The organism is Pelomonas aquatica, assembly GCF_026712205.1.
GTDB classification, from domain to species: domain Bacteria; phylum Pseudomonadota; class Gammaproteobacteria; order Burkholderiales; family Burkholderiaceae_C; genus Pelomonas; species Pelomonas aquatica.
This window is the reverse complement of sequence record NZ_JAPPUW010000011.1, coordinates 67,210-86,905: the sequence shown is the minus strand read 5'-3', so window position 1 is coordinate 86,905 and position 19,696 is coordinate 67,210. Positions and strand designations below refer to the sequence as shown.

Below are 19,696 nucleotides of genomic sequence, written 5' to 3'. Positions count from 1 at the left end.
GATCCTGTTGTCTTGATCGGAGCGATCGGGTTGGAGGTGCGAAACCGCCGCTAACTCTAAGAAAGCACGGTGAAACGAAGTTGTCATTCGCAGCCGATTCGCTGAAGCGCGTATTGCCCGAATTGCCTGGGGCGACACGCGACTGACACACGGCGCGATCAGTCCCGGAAATGCCTCTCGCCCAGCGCCAGCCCGATGCTCATGCCCACGCCCGAACCCATGGCCACGCAATGCACCCGGGGCTCGGCCTCGAAGCGCTCGTAGGCGGCCGGTCCCGAGCCGTACACGCCCTGCCAGCGTTCCAGCACCGTCATCGGCATGGGCAGCAGCGCGCGGAGCTGGGCCAGCAGCAGCGTGTCCACGGCCTCGCTCTGGAAGGGCGACGGCGTCTCGCCGTAGTGGTGCGAGTCGCCGACGATCAGCTCGCCGCCGGCGCCGACCTGCTGCACGATGAGGTGGATGCCGTGTTCCAGCAGCGCGGGCGTCGTCGCCTGCACATGCTCGCGCAGCGCGTCCAGCGGCGCGCGCAGCTCGGCGCGCTCGGTGAAGGAGGGGTAGTGCAGGCAGGACAGGCCGGTCAGCAGCGCCGGGCCTAGCCTGAGCCCCGGCGCGGCCAGGCGCAGCATCTGCAGGCTGCAGCGGCGCAGCCGGCGCTGTGCGAAGGCCTCGGGATAGAGCTGCTGGTATTCGTGCCCCGAGCAGACGATGAGCTCGTCGGCCTCGAAGCGCCCGCGGCTGGTGTGCAGCCGCGGAGGTTCGACGGCCCGCACCAGCGTGCCGAAATGGAATTGCACGCCGTGCCGCTCGGCCAGCCAGGCCGCGAAGGCCGGGATGGCCAGGCGCGACTCCAGCGCGATCTCGTGCGGGCTGAGCAACGCGCCCAGACCGTCCAGCCCCGGCGCGGCCGGCAGCGTGCGCAGCGCCGGCGCGCCGACCAGCGCCGTGCCATAGGCCTCGCCCGCGGCGGCCTGGAAGGCCTGCAGCACGGCCCACTGGGCCGCGTCCCGGGCCACGGTCAGGCTGCCCTCGGCCTTGTGCCAGGCCTTCAGCGCGGGCAGCAGTTCCAGCCACAGGCCGCGGCTGTGCCGTGCCAGCTCCAGCAGCTCGCCCTCGGGCTGGCCGAGCAGCAGGCACAGGCCGAAGTTGCGCACGGAGGCGCCCAGCGGCGCGGCGTCGCGCTCGAACACCTGCACGCGGTGGCCGCGCTTGGCGGCGGCCCACGCATGAGCCAGGCCCAGGATGCCGGCGCCGACGATGGCGACGCGGCGTGAGCTCAAGGCCGTTCCCCGCGGGCCAGGCGGGCGTCGATGTCGGCCAGCACGGCGGGCAGCTCGGCCACGCTGTCGATGACGACATGCGCGCCGGCCGCCACCAGCTTGGCGGCGGCGCGCTCGCGCAGCCGGGCCTGCTCGGCCGGCGGCAGTGCCAGCCATTCCGCGCGGCTCAGGCCCACCTCGTTGCCCGAGGCGCTCAGGCCCACGGTCCACATGCCGGCCGTGCGGCCCTCGACGATGCCGGGCGCGGTGTCGTCCACCTTCACGCAGGCGGCCACGTCGCCGATGCCGAGCGCGATCACATTGGCCAGGGCCATCCAGGGGCCGGGGCGGCCGCCCACGGCGAGGTCGTCGGTGGCGACGGCATGGTCCACGCGCAGGCCCAGGCCCCGCGCATGGGCGAGCAGCGGGTCCATCACGGCGCGGGGGTAGCCCGAGCAGGAGCCGATCCTGAGGCCGCGCTCGCGCAGCCCGGCCAGCAGTTCCAGCACGCCGTGGATGGGGTCGGAATACCGCGCGACCTTGGCGATCTGCAGCGGCATGAAGGCGGCGTAGAGGGCGTCGACGTCGGCGCGGCCCATGTCGCGGCCATGGGCGGCGCGCCAGCGGGCGGCGATCTCCGGCTGCTGGCCCAGCGCGTGGATGTGGTCCCACTTGGCCAGGCCCATGGGCCCGCGGGCCTCGGCCAGGCTCAGCGGCACGCCGAAGCCGGCGAAGGCGTCGATCAGCACCTGGGTGGGCGCGAAGCTGCCCCAGTCCACCAGCGTGCCGGCCCAGTCGAAGATGAGGGCTTGCAGGGTGGTCTTCATGGCTGGAGTCCGAGTTCGTTGAGGGCGTGGGCGATGGCGTCGATGGCCTGGCCCATCTCGGCGGCGCCGATGGCGCCGATGCAGCCGACGCGGAAGGTCTCGACGCTGGTGAGCTTGCCGGGGTAGAGCACGACGCCGCGCGCCTTCACGGCGGCGTAGAAGCGCTGGAAGTCCCAGGCCGTGCCGGCCGGTGCGTGGACGGTGACGATGACGGGCGCCTGCAGCTCGGGCGCCAGGAAGGGCTTGAGGCCCAGACGCTCCAGGCCGCCGAGCAGTGCCGCGCAGTTGGCCTGGTAGCGCGCCAGCCGCGCCGGGCGGCCGCCCTGTTCGTCGTACTGACGCAGCGCGGCGGCCAGCGCGGCCACCACATGGGTGGGCGGCGTGTAGCGCCACTGGCCGGTGCGCTGCAGATAGCGCCACTGGTCCAGCAGGTCGAGGGACAGCGAGGGGCTGTTGCCCTCGGCGGCGGCCAGGGCCGTCTCGCGCACCAGCACGAAGCCCATGCCGGGCACGCCCTCCAGGCATTTGTTGCTGCTGGCGATGACGGCGTCGAAGGCCAATTCGCCGGCCAGGATGGGCAGCGCGCCGAAGCTGCTCATCGCGTCGATGACGAGGCGCCGGCCGGCGGCGGCGACCACGGCGGCCACCTCGGCCAGCGGGTTCAGGATGCCGGTGCTGGTCTCGCAGTGGATGACGCCGACATGGGTGATGGCCGGGTCGGCCGCGAGCGCCTCGGCCACGCGGCGCGGGTCCACCGGCGCGGTCTCGCCGAAGTCGATGACGGCATGGGCGCGGCCCATCTGCGCGGTGAGCCTGGCCATGCGCTGGCCATAGGCGCCGTTGGCGAGCACGAGCAGCTTGCCGTCGCGCGGCAGCAGGCTGCCGACGGCGGCCTCGACCGCGAAGGTGCCGGAGCCCTGCAGCGGTACGCAAACGAACTGGCCTTCGCCGTCGATGAGCCGCACCAGCCGCTGGCAGACGCCGGCCGTGAGGGCGTTGAAGTCGCTGTCCCAGGATCCCCAGTCGCGCAGCATGGCGGTCTTGGTTTTCAGCGTGGTGGTGAGCGGGCCGGGGGTCAGCAGTATGGGTTCTCTCATGGTCGGGGTCGGTGCGGTCAGGGCTTGCGCCAGGATTGGGTGCGGCGCTCCAGCCACCAACCCAGCGCGTTGAGCGCGAGCGTGGCGGCGAGGGAGGTGGCCACGATCAGCGTGGCCATGGCGGCGGCGGGGGCGGTGTCGCCGGCGTCGTCCATGCTCAGCACGGCGACCGAGGCCAGCATGCTGGACGGCGTGTAGAGGAAGATCACGGCGCTCACCGTCGTCATGGCCGACACGAAGAGGTAGCGCGCCACGTCGAGCAGGGCCGGCAGGCACATCGGCAGCGTCACGTGCAGCAGCGCATGCCACCAGGGCCGGCGCAGGCTGCGGCTGACGGCCTCGATCTCGGGGTCGAGCTGGCGCAGCGCGGTCAGCAGCGTCAGGTGGGCCGTGGTGTAGAAGTGCGCGACCGTCGCCGCCACCATCAGGCCCAGCGTGCCGTACAGCGCATGCAGCGGGTGGCCGACGGCGTTGAAGCTGAAGATATAGCCCAGGCCCAGCACCAGGCCCGGCACGGCCATCGGCAGCAGGGCCAGGCTGTGGAGGGTCGCGGCGGCCGGCGCGGGCACCGGGGTCTTGCTGACGAGGTAGGCGCCGGCGAAGACGACGCCGCTGCCGATGACCGTCGTCCACAGCGCCAGCTTGAGGCTGTTCGTGAACGCGGCCCAGCCGCCGCCGTCGAACTGGTCGAACTGGTAGTGGTCCAGCGTGAACTGCAGCTGGTAGGGCCAGAGCTTGATGAAGGAGGCCACGACGGCCACGCCCAGCAGGGCCAGCAGCCCGGCCAGCACGGCGGCGCAGAGCAGGGCCAGCAGGCCGTCGCGCCAGCCGTTGGGCCGGGCGCGGTAGGCCACCGAGCGCCCGCCCAGGCTGGCCGCATGGCCGCGCGCCAGCCAGCGCTCGACCGCGAAGCTGAGCACGGCCGGCAGCAGCAGCAGCAGGCCCACGGCCGCGCCCTGGGCGAAGTTCTGCTGGCCGATCACCTGCTTGTAGGCCTCCAGGGCCAGCACATTGAACTGGCCGCCGATCACCTTGGGCACGCCGAAGTCGGTGACGACCAGCGTGAAGACGACCAGGGCCGCCGAGATCAGCCCGTAGCGCGCATTGGGCAGCGTGACGGTGAGCAGGCGCCGCAGCCTGGACGCGCCGAGCGCCTCGGCCGCCTCGTAGAGCCGCGCATCGGCGACGGCCAGCGCCGTGGCCAGGATCAGCAGCGCATGCGGGAAGGTGTAGAAGACCTCGCCGAGCACGATGCCCAGCGGTCCGTAGATGCCCAGGCCCCAGGGCGCCAGCCAGCTCTTCAGCAGGCCCTGGTTGCCGAACAGATAGACCAGCGAGATGGCGGGCATCAGCGAGGGCGCGAGCAGCGGCGACAGCGCCAGCACGCGCAGCAGCGGCCGGCCCGGCAGCAGGCTGCGGGTCAGCGCGAAGGCGAAGCCCAGGGCCAGCGGCAGCACGACCGCGGTGGTGGCCACGGCGATCCAGACGCTGTTCCAGGCCGCCTGGCGCAGCCGCGCCTCGGCCAGCAGGCCGGCCAGCCGGCCCAGGCCGACGAACTCGCCCTGCGGGTCCTGCAGGGCCTGGGCCAGGATGGCGGCCAGCGGCAGCGCGATGAAGACGACGAGCAGCAGCGCCAGCCCGCAGGCGAGCGTGGCGGCGAGGGCGTCGTCGGCGCCGCGCACCGGGCCGCGGCGTTTCAGCGTGAGCAGGTTCACTGGGCGGCGCCTGCGTCGAACAGGCGCAGGCCCTGCGGCTGCAGCCGCACCGGCACGCGCCGGCCCGGCAGCAGCGCGGCGGCGCCGGGGTCGTGGGGCGCCACGTCGGCCCACAGCGTGAGCTCGGGCTGGGCCATCAGGCGCAGCTCGGCGCGGCGCAGGCCGCCCATGAAGTCCACGCGGTCCACCGTGGCCAGCAGCGTGTTGGCGCCGGGCTGCCACTCGGGCTGGACCTGCACGTCCTCGGGCCGGCAGAACAGCGTGGCGCGCTGCGGCGCGGCGGCGCCGGCCGGCCCGGTGCGCACGAGGGCCGCGGGGCAGTCGATGCTGCAGCCGGCCAGCCGGACGCGGCCGTCGGCATCGAGCTGCACCGGCAGCCAGTTGGCGCGGCCGACGAAGTCCGCGACGAAGCGCGTGGCGGGCTCGCGGTAGATCTGCTCGGGCGTGCCGACCTGCTCCAGCCGGCCGGCGCTCATGACGGCGATGGTGTCGCCCAGGGCCAGGGCCTCGTCCTGGTCGTGGGTGACCATCAGCGTCGTCACGCCCAGGCGCTGCTGCAGGCTGCGCAGCTCGCGGCGCAGGTGTTCGCGCACCTGGGCGTCCAGGGCCGACAGCGGCTCGTCCAGCAGCAGCAGGCTGGGCGAGGTGGCCAGCGCGCGCGCCAGCGCCACGCGCTGCTGCTGGCCGCCCGAGAGCTGGGCCGGGTAGCGGGCCGCGCTGCCGGGCAGGCCGACGAGGTCCAGCAGCTCGGCGATGCGCCGCTCGCGCGGTGCGCGCGGCAGGCGCAGGCCGTAGCCCACGTTGCCGGCCACCGTCAGGTTGGGGAACAGGGCATAGCTCTGGAACACGATACCGTAGTCGCGCTGGCTGGGCGGCAGGCGGCCGATGTCCTTGCTGCCCAGGTGCAGCGTGCCGGCGTCCTGGGCTTCCAGGCCGGCGAGGATGCGCAGCAGCGTGGTCTTGCCGCAGCCCGAGGGGCCGAGCAGGCAGACGAACTCGCCCTTGCGGATGGCCAGGTCGATGCCGGCCAGCGCCTCGAAGTCGCCGAAGCGCTTGCGGATGCCGGCGAAGCGCAGCCAGGCGTCGTCGGTGCCGGCGGTCATGGGTGGGGAGAGGCTGTCGCGTTTCATGGGTTTGCCAGCCGGTGCAGGCGGGACAGGTAATGGGCCAGCGGCGGCGTGACGAGGCCGACGACCTTGGCCGCGTCGTCATGCCGGCGCAGGCGGATGGCCGCCTGGGCGTGGGGGCGGGCCAGGAAGTCGGCCGCGTCCGCGGCCGACATGACGCCGCCCTGCAGCGCCAGGCTCAGCGCCGAGGCCGGCGACAGGGCCGCGCGATAGCCCGGTTCGGTGGCGCAGAGGTAGCGCTTGGCCTCCACATGCAGCGCGATGGGCTGGACCACGGCGGTCGGCAGCAGCGGCCGCAGGAAGGGCAGCACCTTGTGCTGGTGCAGGTCGTCGACGTGCCGGGCCAGGTCGTCGTCGCCCTGGCCGGACAGCAGATGGCCGAGGTCGTGCAGCAGGCAGGCGGCGACCGTCGCGTCGTCGTCGCCGGCCTGCTCCGCCAGCCAGGCGGCCTGCAGCGCATGCTCCAGCTGGCTGACGGCCTCGCCGCCGTAGAGCGCCTCGCCGCGCTGCTCGAACAGGGACTGGATGTCGCCGATGCCGAGTGCCATCCGGCCTCCCGCTCAGGCCTCGGGGCCGAGGGGCATCACTTCTTTTCCGACTTGCCGTCGTAGCGCCGGGTCCACTCGGTCAGGATGCGGTCGCGCTGGGCGGCGGACCACTTCAGGTCCTGCTTGATCAGCAGCTGCTCGTAGTTGGCGGGGATGAGGGCATCCGGCCTGGCCACGCCGGGGTAGGCGACGATGGCGAAGTTCTTCTCGTACAGCTCGTTGGCCTGGCGGGATGCGGCCCAGTCGGCATAGACCTTGGCGGCGTCCAGGTTCTTCGTGCCCTTGACGATGGCCGTCGCCTCGACGTCCCAGCCCAGGCCCTCCTTCGGGAAGACCAGGTCGATGGGCGAGCCGCCGGCCTTGAGTTTGGCGGCGCGGTACTCGAAGGCGATGCCGATGGGGAACTCGCCGGCCGCGGCCTGCTTGCAGGGCTTGGAGCCCGAGTGGGTGTACTGCGCGATGTTGGCGTGCAGCTTGTCCATATAGGCCCAGCCGCCTTCCTCGCCGAACAGCTTCAGCCAGGCCGTCACGTCGAAATAGCCGGTGCCGCTGGACGCCGGGTTGGGCATGACGATCTTGCCGGCGTACTCGGGCTTGAGCAGATCCTTCCAGCTTTCGGGCTTGGGCAGATGCAGCTTGGCCGCCTCGACGGTGTTGAAGCAGATCGTCGCGCCCCAGACGTCCATGCCCACCCAGGCCGGCGTCTTGGCGTTGTCGACATAGGCCTTGCTCAGCTTCTCCACGCCCTTGGGCGCGTAGGGCAGCAGCATGCCTTCCTTGTCGAGGATGAGCAGCGACGTGGCGGCCAGGCCGGTGATGACGTCGGCCTGCGGCGCGGCCTTCTCGGCCAGCAGCTTGGCCGTGACGATGCCGGTGGACTCGCGCACCCACCTGAGCTTGATGTCGGGGTGCTCGGCCTCGAAGCCGGCCTGGTAGGCCTTGAGCTGGTCGGCCTCCAGGGCCGTGTAGACGGTCAGCGTGGTGTCCGCGTGGGCCACGCCGCCGAGGGCGCAGGCGGCGAGCAGTGAAAACACGACGTGGCGGGGCATGGGGGGCTCCAGAAAAACGGTGGATGGGAAATGGCCTCGGAACGGCCGGCACTCTATGGATGTGCCGTGACAGCCCATTGACGTTCGACGCATTCGTCGCGATGCCCTTATTTGGAAATTTCGCCGGTCCGCCCCCCGCGCCCCCCGGGTAATCCGGCCCCGGGCCGGGCCCGGTCTGCCACGATGATGCGCACCTCGCCAGATCCGGCGTTCCCATCCATCGTCGAATGAGCACCTCATCGCCCACCTCCACGCCCGAACTGGGCACCGAACTGACGCTGCGCGGCATCGTGCTGGGCATCGTCATCACGCTGGTCTTCACGGCCGCCAACGTCTATTTCGGGCTGAAGGCCGGCCTGACCTTCGCGACCTCCATCCCGGCCGCCGTCATCTCGATGGCCCTGCTGCGCCGCGCGGCGGGCAATTCCATCGGCGAGACCAATATCGTGCAGACCATCGCCTCGTCGGCCGGCACGCTGTCGTCCATCATCTTCGTGCTGCCCGGCCTCGTGATGATCGGCTGGTGGAGCGGCTTCCCGTACTGGATGTCGACGGCGCTGTGCGCTTTAGGCGGCGTGCTGGGCGTCATGTATTCCATCCCGCTGCGCCGCGCCCTTGTCACGAACTCGCCGCTGCCCTACCCGGAGGGCGTGGCCTGCGCCGAGGTGCTCAAGGTCGGCCATGCGGCCGACAGCGGCGAGAGCAGCCGCCAGGGCCTGGCGGCCATCGTCACCGGCGCCGTCGTGTCGGCGGGCTTCAGCATCGTCGTCGCGACGCAGGTCTTCGCGGCCAACCTGGCGCAGTATTTCCGGCTGCCCGGTGGCGAGAAGAGCGGTGATGGACCGGCAACGGGCTACGACCTGAACTTCAGCTTCGCGCTGCTGGCCGTGGGCCATCTCGTCGGGCTGTGGGTGGGCATCGCCATCCTCGTCGGCGCTGCCATCGGCTGGCTCGGCGGCGTGCCGCTGCTGACCCAGGGCGTGGACGGCGCGGCCGAGGCCGTCGCGATGTTCGCCTGGAGCAAGAAGGTGCGCTTCATCGGCGCCGGCTGCATCGCCGTCGCGGCGATCTGGACGCTGGTCAAGCTGGCCAAGCCCGTCGTCGCCGGCCTGCACTCGGCGGCCATGTCGGCGCGCGTGCGCAAGGCCGGCAAGGGCGACACGCTGCCGCGCAACGAGCGCGACATCCCCATCGGCACGGTCGGCCTCGTCACGCTGGCCTGCATGCTGCCCATCGGCTTCATGCTGTCCAGCTTCGCCGGCTCGGCCGGCCTGGGCGACCAGCTCGGCCTGCTGGTCGTCGGCGGCGTCGTCTACGTCGTGCTGATGAGCTTCTTCGTCGCCGCCGTCTGCGGCTATATGGCCGGCCTGATCGGCTCGTCCAACAGCCCGCTGTCGGGCGTGGGCATCCTCGTCGTCATCGGCGTGTCGCTGCTGCTGGCCCTGGTCGTGAAGCCCCTGCTGCCGGCCGGCACCGGCCAGGCCCTGGTGGCCTTCGCGCTGTTCGTCACGGCCGTCGTCTTCGCCGTGGCCACCATCTCCAACGACAACCTGCAGGACCTGAAGACCGGCCAGCTGGTGGACGCCACGCCGTGGCGCCAGCAGGTCGCCCTCGTCATTGGCGTGCTGGCCGGCGCCGTCGTCATCCCGCCGGTGCTGGACCTGCTGAACCAGGCCTATGGCTTTGCCGGCGTGCCGGGCGCCAACCCCAAGACGGCGCTGGCCGCACCGCAGGCCGCGCTGATCTCGGCGCTGGCCAAGGGCGTCATCCAGGGCGACCTGAACTGGAACCTGATCGGCATCGGCGCCGCCATCGGCGCGGCCTGCATCGTCGTCGACGAGGGGCTCAAGCGCTCGACCTCGGGCCGCGCCCATCTCGCGCCGCTGGCCGTGGGCCTGGGCATCTACCTGCCGATGAACAGCACGCTGACCATCGTCGTCGGCGCCGTGGCCGGCTGGCTGTTCGAGCGCGCCGCCGCGCGCCGGCGCGACGCCGAGGCCACCAAGCAGCTCGGCGTGCTGATGGCATCGGGCCTGATCGTCGGCGAGAGCCTGCTGGGCGTCATCCTCGCCGCCGTCGTCGTGTTCTCGGGCAATGGCGCGCCGCTGGCGCTGGTGGGCGACAGCTTCGCCACGGCCGGCCAGGTGCTGGGCCTGCTGGCCTTCGCCGGCATCGGCTTCGGGCTCTACGCCTGGCTGCTTAAGCGCCGCGACTGAGCCTAGAAACGGCAGTTGACCGCTCCCTACTCATCGAAGTCTCTGTGCATCAATGCCATTCGCCTGGCGCGATGTTCACCACTCCGATGATCAACGCTGCGCGCCCGCTGGCCCGCCGCTTCGGGCCGCCGGCGGCGTTGCTCCTTCTCGTGGGCATGAGCCCACTTCGTCGTCGCGCCTTGCCGGCTGCCCGCCTCGGCTGTCCCTCGGGCGTGCCCAACTGCCGTCTCCAGGCTGCGCCGCGCCGCGCTGCAGGCGCCAGATCAGCACGCCGACGACCAGCGTCGTGCCGATCAGCACATTGCCCACCCAGGGGAAGTGCTCCAGCCGGCCGTCCGCCGCGATGTGCACGATGTGGCCGGACACCAGCGCCGCCAGGCCGCCGGCCAGTTGCTGCAGCGCCGCGTTGATCGCGCTGAACGAGCCGCGCTGCTCGGGCGCCGGGATGCCGGCGACGATGACCTGCCAGGGCACCATGCGCGAGAAGATGCCGGCGAACAGCACCACGTTGACGAGGATCAGCAGGGCCAGCGGCGAGGGGCCGAGCCGCGTGTAGACCGCCACCATGGCGATGGTGAGCCCGCTGCCGGCGTAGAACACCGGCAGCGGGCCGATGCGGTCAGTCAGGCGGCCGACGGCCGGCGCGACGAACAGCGTGCTGATGCCGGTGACGAGGTAGACCATGGGCAGGTGGTCCAGCGCGATGCCGACGTTATGCACCGAGAACGCGCTGGCGAAGGGCATGATCATGAAGCCGCCCGTCGTCAGCAGCGCCGTGATCGCGAAGGCCTGCAGGTGGCGGCCGTTGGCGACCGTGTGCAGCAGGTGCTTGAAGGCGCTGCGGTCGTTGGGCAGGGCCAGGTGGGCGTCCACCGGCTTCATGCGCCAGGCGATCAGCAGGCCGCCGAGCGCGCCGAAGGCGGCCAGCGCGATGAAGGGCGCATGCCAGTCCCAGTGCGTGGCCAGGAACAGGCCGAAGGGCAGGCCCAGCACCTGGCTGGCCGCGAAGCCGCCCTGCAGCAGGCCCATCACGCGGCCGCGCAGCGCCGGCTCGAACAGGTCGGCCGTGATGGCCATGACGATGGAGCCGATGACGCCGCCGAACAGGCCGGTCACGACGCGCGCCAGCAGCAGCATCTCGAAGCTGGTGGCCAGGCCGCACCAGACGGTGCCGAGCAGGAAGCCGGTGTAGAAGAACAGCAACAGCTTCTTGCGGTCGAAGCGGTCGGCGAAGCCGGCCGTCAGCAGGCCCGAGATGCCGGCGCTGAAGGCATAGGCCGACACGACGAGGCCGAACTGCTGCGCGCTCATGGACAGCGCCGGCATGATCAGCGCGCCCAGCGGCGACATGATCATGAAGTCGAGGATGACGGCGAACTGCAGCAGCGTCAGCAGCGCCGTCGCGAAGCGCTGGTAGGGGCTGAAGGCCGGTGGCGGGCCGGAGGAGGCGGGGGCTTCGGGCTTGGGCATAACGTGGCGGCTGGTCGGTAGCCGCCCAGTGTCCGCGAGCGCCGGTCCAGGATTGGCAGCATCCCGCGGCGCAGGATTGGCCAAGCCTGGCTTTGCCAACGGAGAAAGCAGCCCGCCGTGGAGCGCGCCGCGCCTGGGTGATATCCCGACCGCACGGTCGAGATATCGCCGATACCATCGAATGCCCTTCCACCCCGCGCCGCCATGGACCTCACGATTGCCGCCATCCTCGGCCTCGACGGCCTGACCAACGGAGCCATCTACGCCCTCGTGGCGCTGGCCCTGGTGCTCGTCTTCTCGGTCACCCGCGTCATCTTCATCCCGCAGGGCGAGTTCGTCGCCTTCGGCGCGCTGACGCTGGCCGCGCTGCAATCGGCCAAGGTGCCGGGCACGGTGTGGCTGCTGCTGATGATGGCCGTCGCCGCGGCGCTGCTCGACCTGGCCGCGGGCCTGCGCGAGCGCTGGCCCGCGGCGCGCCTCGCACGCAAGCTGCTGGCCACGCTGGGCTTCCCGCTCGCGGCCGCGGGCCTGACGTACGGGCTGGCGCCGCAGCAGCCCCCGCTGCTGGTGCAGGTGGCGCTGGCGCTGGCCGTCGTCACCGCGATGGGGCCGCTGCTCTACCGCCTGGCCTTTCGCGCGCTGTCGGCCGCCAGCGTGCTGACGCTGCTCATCGTGTCGGTCGGCGTGCACTTCGCGCTGACCGGCGTCGGCCTCGTCTTCTTCGGCGCCGAGGGCTATCGCACGCCGGCCTTCTGGGAGGTGCGCTTCGACGTCGGGCCGCTGGGTTTCAGCGGGCAGACGCTGATCATCTTCGGCGCGTCCGTTGCGCTGCTGGTAGGCATGTGGCTGTTCTTCGAGCGCACGCTGACCGGCAAGGCGCTGCGGGCCACCTCGGTCAACCGCACCGGCGCGCGGCTGATGGGCATCTCGGGCGACGCGGCCGGTGCGCTCACGTTCACGCTGGCGGCCTTCATCGGCGCGCTGTCGGGCCTGCTGATCTCGCCGTCCACGACCATCTATTACGACACCGGCTTCCTGATCGGCCTGAAGGGCTTTGTCGCCGCGGTGTTCGGCGGCCTGGCCAGCTTCCCGATGGCGCTGGGCGGCGCGATCGGCGTGGGCCTGGTCGAGAGCTTCGGCAGCTTCTGGGCCAGTGCGTTCAAGGAGGTCATCGTGTTCACGGTGATCCTGCCGGTGCTGCTGTGGCGGTCCTTCGTGGACCCGCATCACGAGGAGCATTGAACTTGATGAAGCGCTCCCATCTCGCGGCCGTCGCCGCCGTCCTGCTGCTTGTCCTGCCCTTCGTGCCGGTGCCGGACTTCTGGATCACGCAGCTCAACTACATCGGCCTGTTCTCCCTCGTCGTGCTGGGCCTGGTGCTGCTGACGGGCGTCGGCGGGCTCACCTCCTTCGGCCAGGCGGCCTTCGCCGGCATCGGCGCCTATGCCACGGCCTATCTGACCACGGTGCTGGGCCTGTCGCCCTGGCTGGGCCTGGCCGCGGGGCTGGGCATCACGCTGGTGCTGGCCCTGGTCATCGGCGCGCTGACGCTGCGCATGTCGGGCCACTACCTGCCGCTGGCCACCATCTGCTGGTGCCTGGCGCTGTACTACCTCGTCGGCAACCTGGAGGCCCTGGGCAAGTACGACGGCCTGCTCGGCCTGCCGGCCATCCAGCTCGGCGACTTCAGCTTCCAGAGCGAGCGCCGCATCTATCTGCTGATCTGGCTGGCGGCGCTGCTCGCGGCCGTGGCCGTCACGCGGCTGCTGGACTCGCGGCCGGGCCGCATCATGCGCGCCCTCAACACTAACCGCGGCGGCGGCGCGACCATGCCCGAGGCCATGGGCGCCTCCACCTTCCGCTACAAGCTGGTCATGTTCGTCGTCGCGGCGCTGCTGGCCTGCGTGTCGGGCTGGCTGTACGCCCATATGCAGCGCAGCGTGAACCCCTCGCCCTTCGGCATCAAGTTCGGCATCGAATACCTGTTCATGGCCGTGCTGGGCGGCATCGCCACCGTGGGCGGCGCCTTCACCGGCGCGGCGCTCGTGAAGCTGGCGGAGGACCAGCTGCAGGTCTGGCTGCCGCTCGTCTTCGGCGGCTCGGGCAACTACGAAATCATCGTCTTCGGCATCGCGCTGGTGCTGGTGCTGCGCTTTGCGCCGGACGGCCTGTGGCCCTTGATCTCACGCGCCATTGCACGCCGGCTGCCGGCGCGCAGCGCGCGCGCGGTGGACGAGAACGCGCCGCGCTTAAGCTCGCGCAGCCACCCCGAGCGCGGCGCGCCGCTGCTGGACGTGCGCCGGATCCGCAAGCAGTTCGGCGGGCTGGTGGCCGTCAACGACATCAGCTTCGCGATCCGCGCCGGCGACATCGTCGGCCTCATCGGCCCCAACGGCGCCGGCAAGAGCACGACCTTCAACCTCGTTTCCGGCGTGCTGCCGCTCACCAGCGGCGAGGTCGAGCTGCTCGGCCAGCGCGTCGACGGCCGCGGCAGCCGCGACATCGCCCGCGCCGGCCTCAGCCGCACCTTCCAGCATGTGAAGCTGGTGCCCGACATGACGGTGCTGGAGAACGTCGCGCTGGGCTGCTATCTGCGCACCCGCAGCGGCACGGCGGCCGCGATGCTGGGCCTGGACCGTGCCGAGGAGATCCAGGCCCGCGCCGAGGCGCTGCGCCAGCTGCGCCGCATCGGCCTGGCCGAGCAAGCCCACGAGCTGGCCGGCAACCTGGCCCTGGGCCCGCAGCGCCTCGTCGAGATCGCCCGCGCGCTGGCCAGCGACCCGTCGCTGCTGCTGCTGGACGAGCCCGCCGCCGGCCTGCGCCACAAGGAGAAGGCCGCGCTCTCCGAGGTGCTGAAGCAGCTCAAGGCCGAGGGCCTGTCGCTGCTGCTCGTCGAGCACGACATGGACTTCGTCATGAAGCTGACCGACCGCATCGTCGTCATGGAGTTCGGCCGCTACCTGATGGACGGCACGCCGGCCGAGGTGCAGGCCAGCCCGGCCGTGCGCGCGGCCTACCTGGGAGCGGACGAATGAGCGCCTTGCTGGAGGTTGTGGACCTGCACGCTGGCTACGGCCGCGCCGAGGTTCTGCATGGCCTGAGTTTCACGGCGGCCGAGAAAAGCGTCGTCACCGTCATCGGTCCCAACGGCGCGGGCAAGTCGACGCTGCTCGGCGCGCTGATGGGCCTGATCCCGTCGCGCAGTTCGGCCCTTCGCTTCGCGGGCGAGGACATCGCCCGGCTGACGCTCGAAGAGCGCGTCCTGGCCGGCCTCGCGCTGGTGCCCGAGAAGCGCGAGCTGTTCGGCACCATGAGCGTCGAGGACAACCTGCTGCTCGGCGGCTGGCGGCCCAGGAAGCTGGGCGACGGCAAGTGGCGCGACGGGCTGGAGAGCGTCTATGCCCGCTTCCCGCGGCTGAAGGAGCGCCGCCAGCAGGCGGCCGGCACGCTGTCCGGCGGCGAGCGCCAGATGCTGGCCCTGGGCCGCGCGCTGATGGGCCAGCCCAAGCTCCTGATGCTGGACGAACCCAGCCTGGGCCTCGCGCCGCTGATCGTGCGCGAGATCTTCACCATCGTCGAAGACCTGCGCGCCACCGGCGTCAGCATCCTGCTCGTCGAGCAGAACGCCCGCGCCGCGCTGCGCGTGGCGGATCACGGGCATGTGCTGGAAACCGGGGAGTTGGGCTTGAGTGGGCCGGCAGATCAGCTCGCGCAAGACCCGCGGGTGATCGAGACGTATCTGGGGGCGGGGCGGAAAGGCTAACCGGCAGGGGGCGTCACATACCGATGAACTCGATTCGACGCTTCTGTTCTTGGCTTGGGCGCTTCAGACCCAAGCCGCTTGGCGACCTCTTGGCTATCGAATTTGATGACGTCGGCGCCCGAGTGATCGTGCTCGATAGACTCGAACCGGATTGGAACCAAGCCTTTGCTTGGCAGGACGTTCTGCGAGTCTGCTTCAAGGATGCGGGACTCTACCGGTCTGACGTGCTCTTCATCACCGTTGTTGGACGCTCAAAGCCGGTGGTCGTTCTGATGGAAGCCAGAGGTGCTCCAGTCTTGATCGGCGAACTCGCCAAACGAAATTTGTTTCCGGAAAAAGTCTGGCGCCGAGCATTTGGGGATACCAGCGGCGGTACTCACTGCTGGCCCCCGGAGCAATAGTGCTTAGCGGTTCACTGGCGGTCTTCGCTAACCCAGGCGCTATGCATCGTCATCGTCCGCTGCGTCCCACACCAAGTCTTGTTGTGTACTAGGCCGAAGACGGTGAGCGCCGGTCTCGTCGACTGAGCAAAGTGCTTGACCAGCCTCGGCATGGCCAATGCGGCTGGTGGCGGTGCTGGCTTGGAGGCAGCTAGCTGAGGATCAGCCCGCGCGCACCCAGATCAGCAGCTTGTTGTTGGCCGGCATGTCCAGCCGCTCCCGCAGCGCGAGGCCCGCGGCTGCGGCCTGCCCGCCGACATCGGCCAGCCGCCTCAGGCCCCAGGCCGGGTTGCGCGCCCGCAGGTCGGCGTCGAAGGCCAGGTTGCTCGGCGCCGTCGGCTCGTCGTCCAGCAGATAGGGGCCGTAGGTGAGCAGCAGGCCCTGCGGCGCGAGGTGGCGCGCGGCGCCCTGCATCAGCGCGGCCGTGCAGGCCCAGGGCGCGATGTGGATCATGTTGGCGCAGTAGATCGCGTCGACCACGGCCGGCGCGGCGGGCCAGCTCGCGTCGAGCACGTTCAGCACGACGGGCGGGCGCAGGTTCGCGAGGCCCTCGCACCAGGCGGCGATGGAGGGCAGCGATTCGGCCGCCACGTCGCTCGGCTGCCATTGCCAGCCGGGCAGGCCCACGCCGCAGAAGGCGGCATGCTGGCCCGTGCCGCTGGCGATCTCCAGCAGCAGGCCCGTGGGCGGCAGCAGGCGCTGCAGGGCCGCCAGGATGGGCGGCCCGTTGCGCTCGGCGGCGGGGCTGTGGCGGCGCTCGCTCATGGTCAGGCCAGCCGGCCGGCCTGGAAGTCCCGCACCGCCTGCACCAGCTCGGCCTCGGTGTTCATCACGAAGGGGCCGTACTGCGCGATGGGCTCGCCCAGCGGCCGGCCGGCAATCAGCAGCGCCTTGGCCGGCGCGTCGCCGGCCTGCAGGCGCACGCCGTCGCTGCCCGGCGCGTTGGCCAGGATGGCCATGCGGCCGGCGGGCTGCAGGCAGCCGCCGTCGTACTTCAGCGCGCCCTCGTAGACGTAGACGAAGGCGTTGAACTCGAGCGGCAGCGGCTGCTCGAAGCGGGCGCCGGGCGCGAGCCGCACGTCGAGGTACAGCGGCTCGGTGTGCTCGCGCTGCACGGCGCCGGCCACGCCATGGCTCGCGCCGGCGATGACGCGCACCTTGGCGCCGCCCTGCTCGAACTCGGGCACCTCGCTGCTCGCGATGTCGCGGTACCAGGGCTCGCGCATCTTGTCCTTGGCGGGCAGGTTGAGCCAGAGCTGGAAGCCGGCCATGCGGCCCTCGTTCTGCTCGGGCGTCTCGCTGTGGATGACGCCGCGGCCGGCGGTCATCCACTGCACGCCGCCGTCGCTGATCAGGCCTTCGTGCCCGGCCGAATCACGGTGGCGCATGCGGCCGTTGAGCATATAGGTGATGGTCTCGAAGCCGCGGTGCGGGTGGTCGGGGAAGCCGGCGATGTAGTCGTCGGGGTTGTCCGTGCCGAAGGCGTCCAGCATCAGGAAGGGGTCGAGCCGGCGCTGCAGGTTCTGCGTCAGCACGCGGTTGAGCTTGACGCCGGCACCGTCGCTGGTCGGCTGGCCGGCGACGAGGCGTTCGACCTCGCGCGGTTGGGTCAGAAGGGATGTGACGACGGTGTTCACGGTTGATCCTTTCAATGGTTCCCGGGCCGAGCGCCGGGCCGCTCCCAAGCCGGCCCGCTTGGGCGATGTGCTTGCCGGTCGAACCGGCAAGCATCGCCGTCTCCTCGGGAGACCGGCCAAGGTACTCCTTGGACGAGAGGCGCCAGCTCAGGCGGCGAGCAGATCAGCGATTTGAGAGCGTGCTTGCGACAGGCCGCGGTCGGCGGATTCCGGCCCCATGTTCAGTCCTTCAGCGTAGACGAAGTCCACATCGGTCATGCCGAGGAAGGCCAGCACGGTGCGCAGATAGGGCGTGACCTGGTCGGTCGGCTGGTTGCGGTGCACGCCGCCGCTGGCGTTGACGACATAGACCTTCTTGCCGGTGAGCTGGCCGACGGGGCCGGTCGGGCCGTACTTGAAGGTCACGCCGGCGCGGGCCACCGCGTCGATCCAGTTCTTCAGCTGGGCGCTGATGTTGAAGTTGATCATCGGCACGCCGATGACGATGGTGTCGGCGGCGAACAGCTCGGCGATGAGTTCGTCGTTCAGCGCGACGCGCTCGGCCTGCTCGGGCGTGCGGTCCTCGGCCGGCGTGAACAGCGCGCCCAGCGCGGCTTCGTCGAGCACGGGCAGCGGGTTGGCGGCGAAGTCGCGCACGGTGAGCGTGGCGCCGGGGTTGGCGGCGCGCAGGCCGGCGCTCATCTCGTTGGCCAGGCGGGTGGACACCGAGCCCTGGTCGTCTTGCAGGCGGCGGGCGCTGGAGTTGATTTGCAGGATGTTCATCTGGGGCTCCTGGAACAGGTCGGTTGCGATGGACTGAACTCTAGGATTCGTCAATCGCCCGCGGAAGTCGCCGCTTTGCATAAGATTGTTCCGTCATTGGATCAATGAGGCGAAATCATGGAATCGGATGCCGACGATCTGCTGCTGTTTGCCCGGGTGATGGACGCCGGCAGCTTCAGCCGCGCCGCCGAGCGCGTGCGCTGGCCCAAGAGCACGGTGTCGCGGCGCATCGCGGCGCTGGAGACGCGCCTGGGCGAGAAGCTGCTGCAGCGCACGACGCGCAAGCTCTCGCTGACGGACTTCGGCGCCGGCGTGCTGGAGCATGCGCGGGCCGTGGCCGCCGAGGTGGACGGCGCGCTGGCCCTGGCCCTGCACCGCCAGAGCAAGCCCAGCGGGCGGCTGCGCGTCAGCATGCCGGCGGACGTCGCGCAGAACGTGGCGGCGGGCATGCTGGCCGAGTTCGCCATCCAGCACCCCGAGGTGCAGCTGGAGCTGGACCTGACGCCGCGGCGCGTGGACATCGTCGGCGAGGGCTTCGACCTCGCCATCCGCATGGGCGACCTGGGCGAGGACGGCCAGCTCGCCGCGCGGCGGCTGGCGACGACGCAATGGGGGCTGTATGCGTCGCCGGCCTATCTGGCGCGCGTCGGCGAGCCGCTGCTGCCGCAGGCGCTGGAGAGCATGCACGCGCTGATGCTGCTGGGCCGCAGCGGCGAACCGCTGCCCTGGCGGCTGAGCCGCGAGGGTGGCGAGGCCGTCGTCGTGCGGCCCGCGCAGCGCACGCTGGCCAATGCGCCCAGCCTGCTGGCCCAGCTGGCCGAGGCCGGCGTGGGCATCGCGGGCATCGACCGCCTGCTCGTCAGCGACGCGCTGCGCCTGGGGCGGCTGCAGCGGCTGATGCCGCAATGGCAGCTGCCCGGTTCGACCGCCTGGGCCGTGTTCCCGGAGCGGCGGCTGATGCCGCTGCGCACGCGGGTGTTCCTGGAGGCGATCTCGGCCCTGCTGGCCGGCTGCCCGACGCCGGCCTGATCAGCCCTCGTCGCTGTTGAAGGCGATCTCGACGCCGGCCTCGCGCGGCTTCGGGATCGGCGCGAAGCGCCACTGCCGCACGGCCTCGACGGCCGCGCTGCCCAGGCGGGCGTGGCTGGCCTTGATGACCTGCACCTGGCCGACCTTGCCGTCGGGCTGGACCGTGAACTGCACCTGGGCAAAGCCGTTGTGGAGACTCTGCCCCCGCAACTGGCGCGGGATTTCTGGGTTCACCTTGGACAGCAGCTTCAGCGGCAGCTCGTCCTCGGCGGGCGGCGGCGGGGGCTCGACGGCCTGGGCCGCGGCGGCCAGCGGCGCGGCCGGCACGAGCGTGGGCTGCGCCGAGGCCAGCAGCACCCGCGGCGCCTCCTCGGGCTCGGAGGCGACGGGCGCGGCGGCCTGCGCGACGACGGGCTCGGGTGCCGGGCTGGAGGCGGTCTGCGCAGGAGCCGGCGTCGGTGCGGGCCGCGGTGCCGCGGCGGCGGCGGGCTTGCGTGCGACGGGGGCCGGCGCAGGGGCGGGTGCCGGCGCAGGCGCCTGGCGGCTGGCGCCCTTGTCGGCGTTGAGCTTGATCCAGTGGAAGACGGAGTCCGCGGCCTTCTGGGCGCGCTCCAGGCTGCCGTCGGTCTTGGGCGGGTCGCCGGCCTGCGCGCCGGCCGCCTGGCTCAGGCTCAGCAGGGCGCTCGCGAGGGCGGGCAGGGCAAGCGCCAATTTTGGGCGGCGCTGGGGTCCGAGTGTCATGACTGCTCCACAGAGACGG

The 19,696-nt window shown here is 71.4% G+C and carries 18 protein-coding genes; 6 read left to right on the top strand and 12 right to left on the bottom strand.

Annotated elements, in window-relative coordinates; translation table 11 throughout:
* Positions 1 to 158 precede the first annotated feature (158 nt).
* The 7 genes from NYP07_RS13435 to NYP07_RS13405 are packed head-to-tail and all read right to left on the bottom strand — an operon-like array spanning position 159 to position 7,619.
* A complete protein-coding gene (locus tag NYP07_RS13435; protein WP_268151259.1) occupies positions 159 to 1,277 on the bottom strand; it encodes a TIGR03364 family FAD-dependent oxidoreductase in 1,119 nt (372 codons plus the stop codon).
* Positions 1,274 to 2,083 (bottom strand): phosphonoacetaldehyde hydrolase, encoded by an 810-nt coding sequence (gene phnX / locus NYP07_RS13430; RefSeq protein WP_268151257.1) that lies wholly within the window; start codon positions 2,081 to 2,083, stop codon positions 1,274 to 1,276. Before phnX ends, NYP07_RS13435 begins: the two co-directional genes overlap by 4 nt.
* Positions 2,080 to 3,180 carry a 2-aminoethylphosphonate--pyruvate transaminase gene (locus NYP07_RS13425; RefSeq protein WP_268151255.1) on the bottom strand — a complete coding sequence of 367 codons (1,101 nt, stop codon included), beginning with the start codon at positions 3,178 to 3,180 and terminating at the stop codon, positions 2,080 to 2,082. The genes phnX and NYP07_RS13425 overlap by 4 nt, the downstream gene beginning before the upstream one ends.
* A 17-nt stretch (positions 3,181 to 3,197) precedes the next feature.
* Positions 3,198 to 4,895, bottom strand: a complete 1,698-nt coding sequence (locus tag NYP07_RS13420; RefSeq protein ID WP_268151253.1) for a putative 2-aminoethylphosphonate ABC transporter permease subunit — start codon at positions 4,893 to 4,895, stop codon at positions 3,198 to 3,200.
* On the bottom strand, positions 4,892 to 5,998 hold the full coding sequence (locus NYP07_RS13415) for a putative 2-aminoethylphosphonate ABC transporter ATP-binding protein (protein ID WP_268151251.1): 1,107 nt from the start codon (positions 5,996 to 5,998) through the stop codon (positions 4,892 to 4,894). Before NYP07_RS13415 ends, NYP07_RS13420 begins: the two co-directional genes overlap by 4 nt.
* A gap of 23 nt (positions 5,999 to 6,021) precedes the next feature.
* Positions 6,022 to 6,570 carry a phosphonate degradation HD-domain oxygenase gene (locus NYP07_RS13410; protein ID WP_268151249.1) on the bottom strand — a complete coding sequence of 183 codons (549 nt, stop codon included), beginning with the start codon at positions 6,568 to 6,570 and terminating at the stop codon, positions 6,022 to 6,024.
* Positions 6,571 to 6,605: 35 nt separating this feature from the next.
* The gene (locus NYP07_RS13405) at positions 6,606 to 7,619 is read right to left on the bottom strand and encodes a putative 2-aminoethylphosphonate ABC transporter substrate-binding protein (RefSeq protein ID WP_268151247.1); all 1,014 of its coding nucleotides are present in this window, start codon (positions 7,617 to 7,619) and stop codon (positions 6,606 to 6,608) included.
* Between the two features lie 227 nt (positions 7,620 to 7,846).
* Here NYP07_RS13405 and NYP07_RS13400 point away from each other — a divergent pair, with 227 nt between their 5' ends.
* Positions 7,847 to 9,835: an OPT family oligopeptide transporter gene (locus tag NYP07_RS13400; RefSeq protein WP_268151245.1), complete on the top strand. Its 1,989-nt coding sequence runs from the start codon at positions 7,847 to 7,849 to the stop codon at positions 9,833 to 9,835.
* Positions 9,836 to 9,925: 90 nt separating this feature from the next.
* Here the strand turns inward: NYP07_RS13400 and NYP07_RS13395 are convergent, their stop codons facing one another.
* Positions 9,926 to 11,305 (bottom strand): MFS transporter, encoded by a 1,380-nt coding sequence (locus NYP07_RS13395; protein ID WP_268151243.1) that lies wholly within the window; start codon positions 11,303 to 11,305, stop codon positions 9,926 to 9,928.
* 204 nt (positions 11,306 to 11,509) lie between these two features.
* On the opposite strand from NYP07_RS13395, the gene NYP07_RS13390 reads away from it, so the two are divergent.
* From NYP07_RS13390 to NYP07_RS13375, 4 genes are all read left to right on the top strand, one after another.
* Positions 11,510 to 12,547, top strand: coding sequence for a branched-chain amino acid ABC transporter permease (locus NYP07_RS13390; protein ID WP_268151241.1), 1,038 nt, complete (start codon positions 11,510 to 11,512; stop codon positions 12,545 to 12,547).
* 5 nt (positions 12,548 to 12,552) lie between these two features.
* Complete coding sequence (locus NYP07_RS13385; RefSeq protein WP_268151239.1) at positions 12,553 to 14,340, top strand: branched-chain amino acid ABC transporter ATP-binding protein/permease; 1,788 nt, start codon at positions 12,553 to 12,555, stop codon at positions 14,338 to 14,340.
* Positions 14,337 to 15,068, top strand: coding sequence for an ABC transporter ATP-binding protein (locus NYP07_RS13380; RefSeq protein ID WP_268151237.1), 732 nt, complete (start codon positions 14,337 to 14,339; stop codon positions 15,066 to 15,068). The genes NYP07_RS13385 and NYP07_RS13380 overlap by 4 nt, the downstream gene beginning before the upstream one ends.
* Before the next feature lie 89 nt (positions 15,069 to 15,157).
* Complete coding sequence (locus NYP07_RS13375; RefSeq protein WP_268151235.1) at positions 15,158 to 15,469, top strand: hypothetical protein; 312 nt, start codon at positions 15,158 to 15,160, stop codon at positions 15,467 to 15,469.
* Positions 15,470 to 15,670: 201 nt separating this feature from the next.
* Here the strand turns inward: NYP07_RS13375 and NYP07_RS13370 are convergent, their stop codons facing one another.
* The 3 genes from NYP07_RS13370 to NYP07_RS13360 form a co-directional block, all read right to left on the bottom strand.
* Positions 15,671 to 16,273: a DUF938 domain-containing protein gene (locus NYP07_RS13370; protein WP_268151233.1), complete on the bottom strand. Its 603-nt coding sequence runs from the start codon at positions 16,271 to 16,273 to the stop codon at positions 15,671 to 15,673.
* Between the two features lie 2 nt (positions 16,274 to 16,275).
* On the bottom strand, positions 16,276 to 17,145 hold the full coding sequence (locus NYP07_RS13365; protein ID WP_268151231.1) for a pirin family protein: 870 nt from the start codon (positions 17,143 to 17,145) through the stop codon (positions 16,276 to 16,278).
* A gap of 147 nt (positions 17,146 to 17,292) precedes the next feature.
* Positions 17,293 to 17,907 carry an FMN-dependent NADH-azoreductase gene (locus tag NYP07_RS13360; RefSeq protein ID WP_268151228.1) on the bottom strand — a complete coding sequence of 205 codons (615 nt, stop codon included), beginning with the start codon at positions 17,905 to 17,907 and terminating at the stop codon, positions 17,293 to 17,295.
* A gap of 117 nt (positions 17,908 to 18,024) precedes the next feature.
* Between NYP07_RS13360 and NYP07_RS13355 the strand changes: the two genes are divergently transcribed.
* The gene (locus tag NYP07_RS13355; protein ID WP_268151225.1) at positions 18,025 to 18,936 is read left to right on the top strand and encodes a LysR family transcriptional regulator; all 912 of its coding nucleotides are present in this window, start codon (positions 18,025 to 18,027) and stop codon (positions 18,934 to 18,936) included.
* Here NYP07_RS13355 and NYP07_RS13350 read toward each other — a convergent pair whose 3' ends face one another.
* Complete coding sequence (locus NYP07_RS13350; protein ID WP_268151223.1) at positions 18,937 to 19,677, bottom strand: energy transducer TonB; 741 nt, start codon at positions 19,675 to 19,677, stop codon at positions 18,937 to 18,939. It abuts the gene before it with no gap.
* Positions 19,678 to 19,696 lie beyond the last annotated feature (19 nt).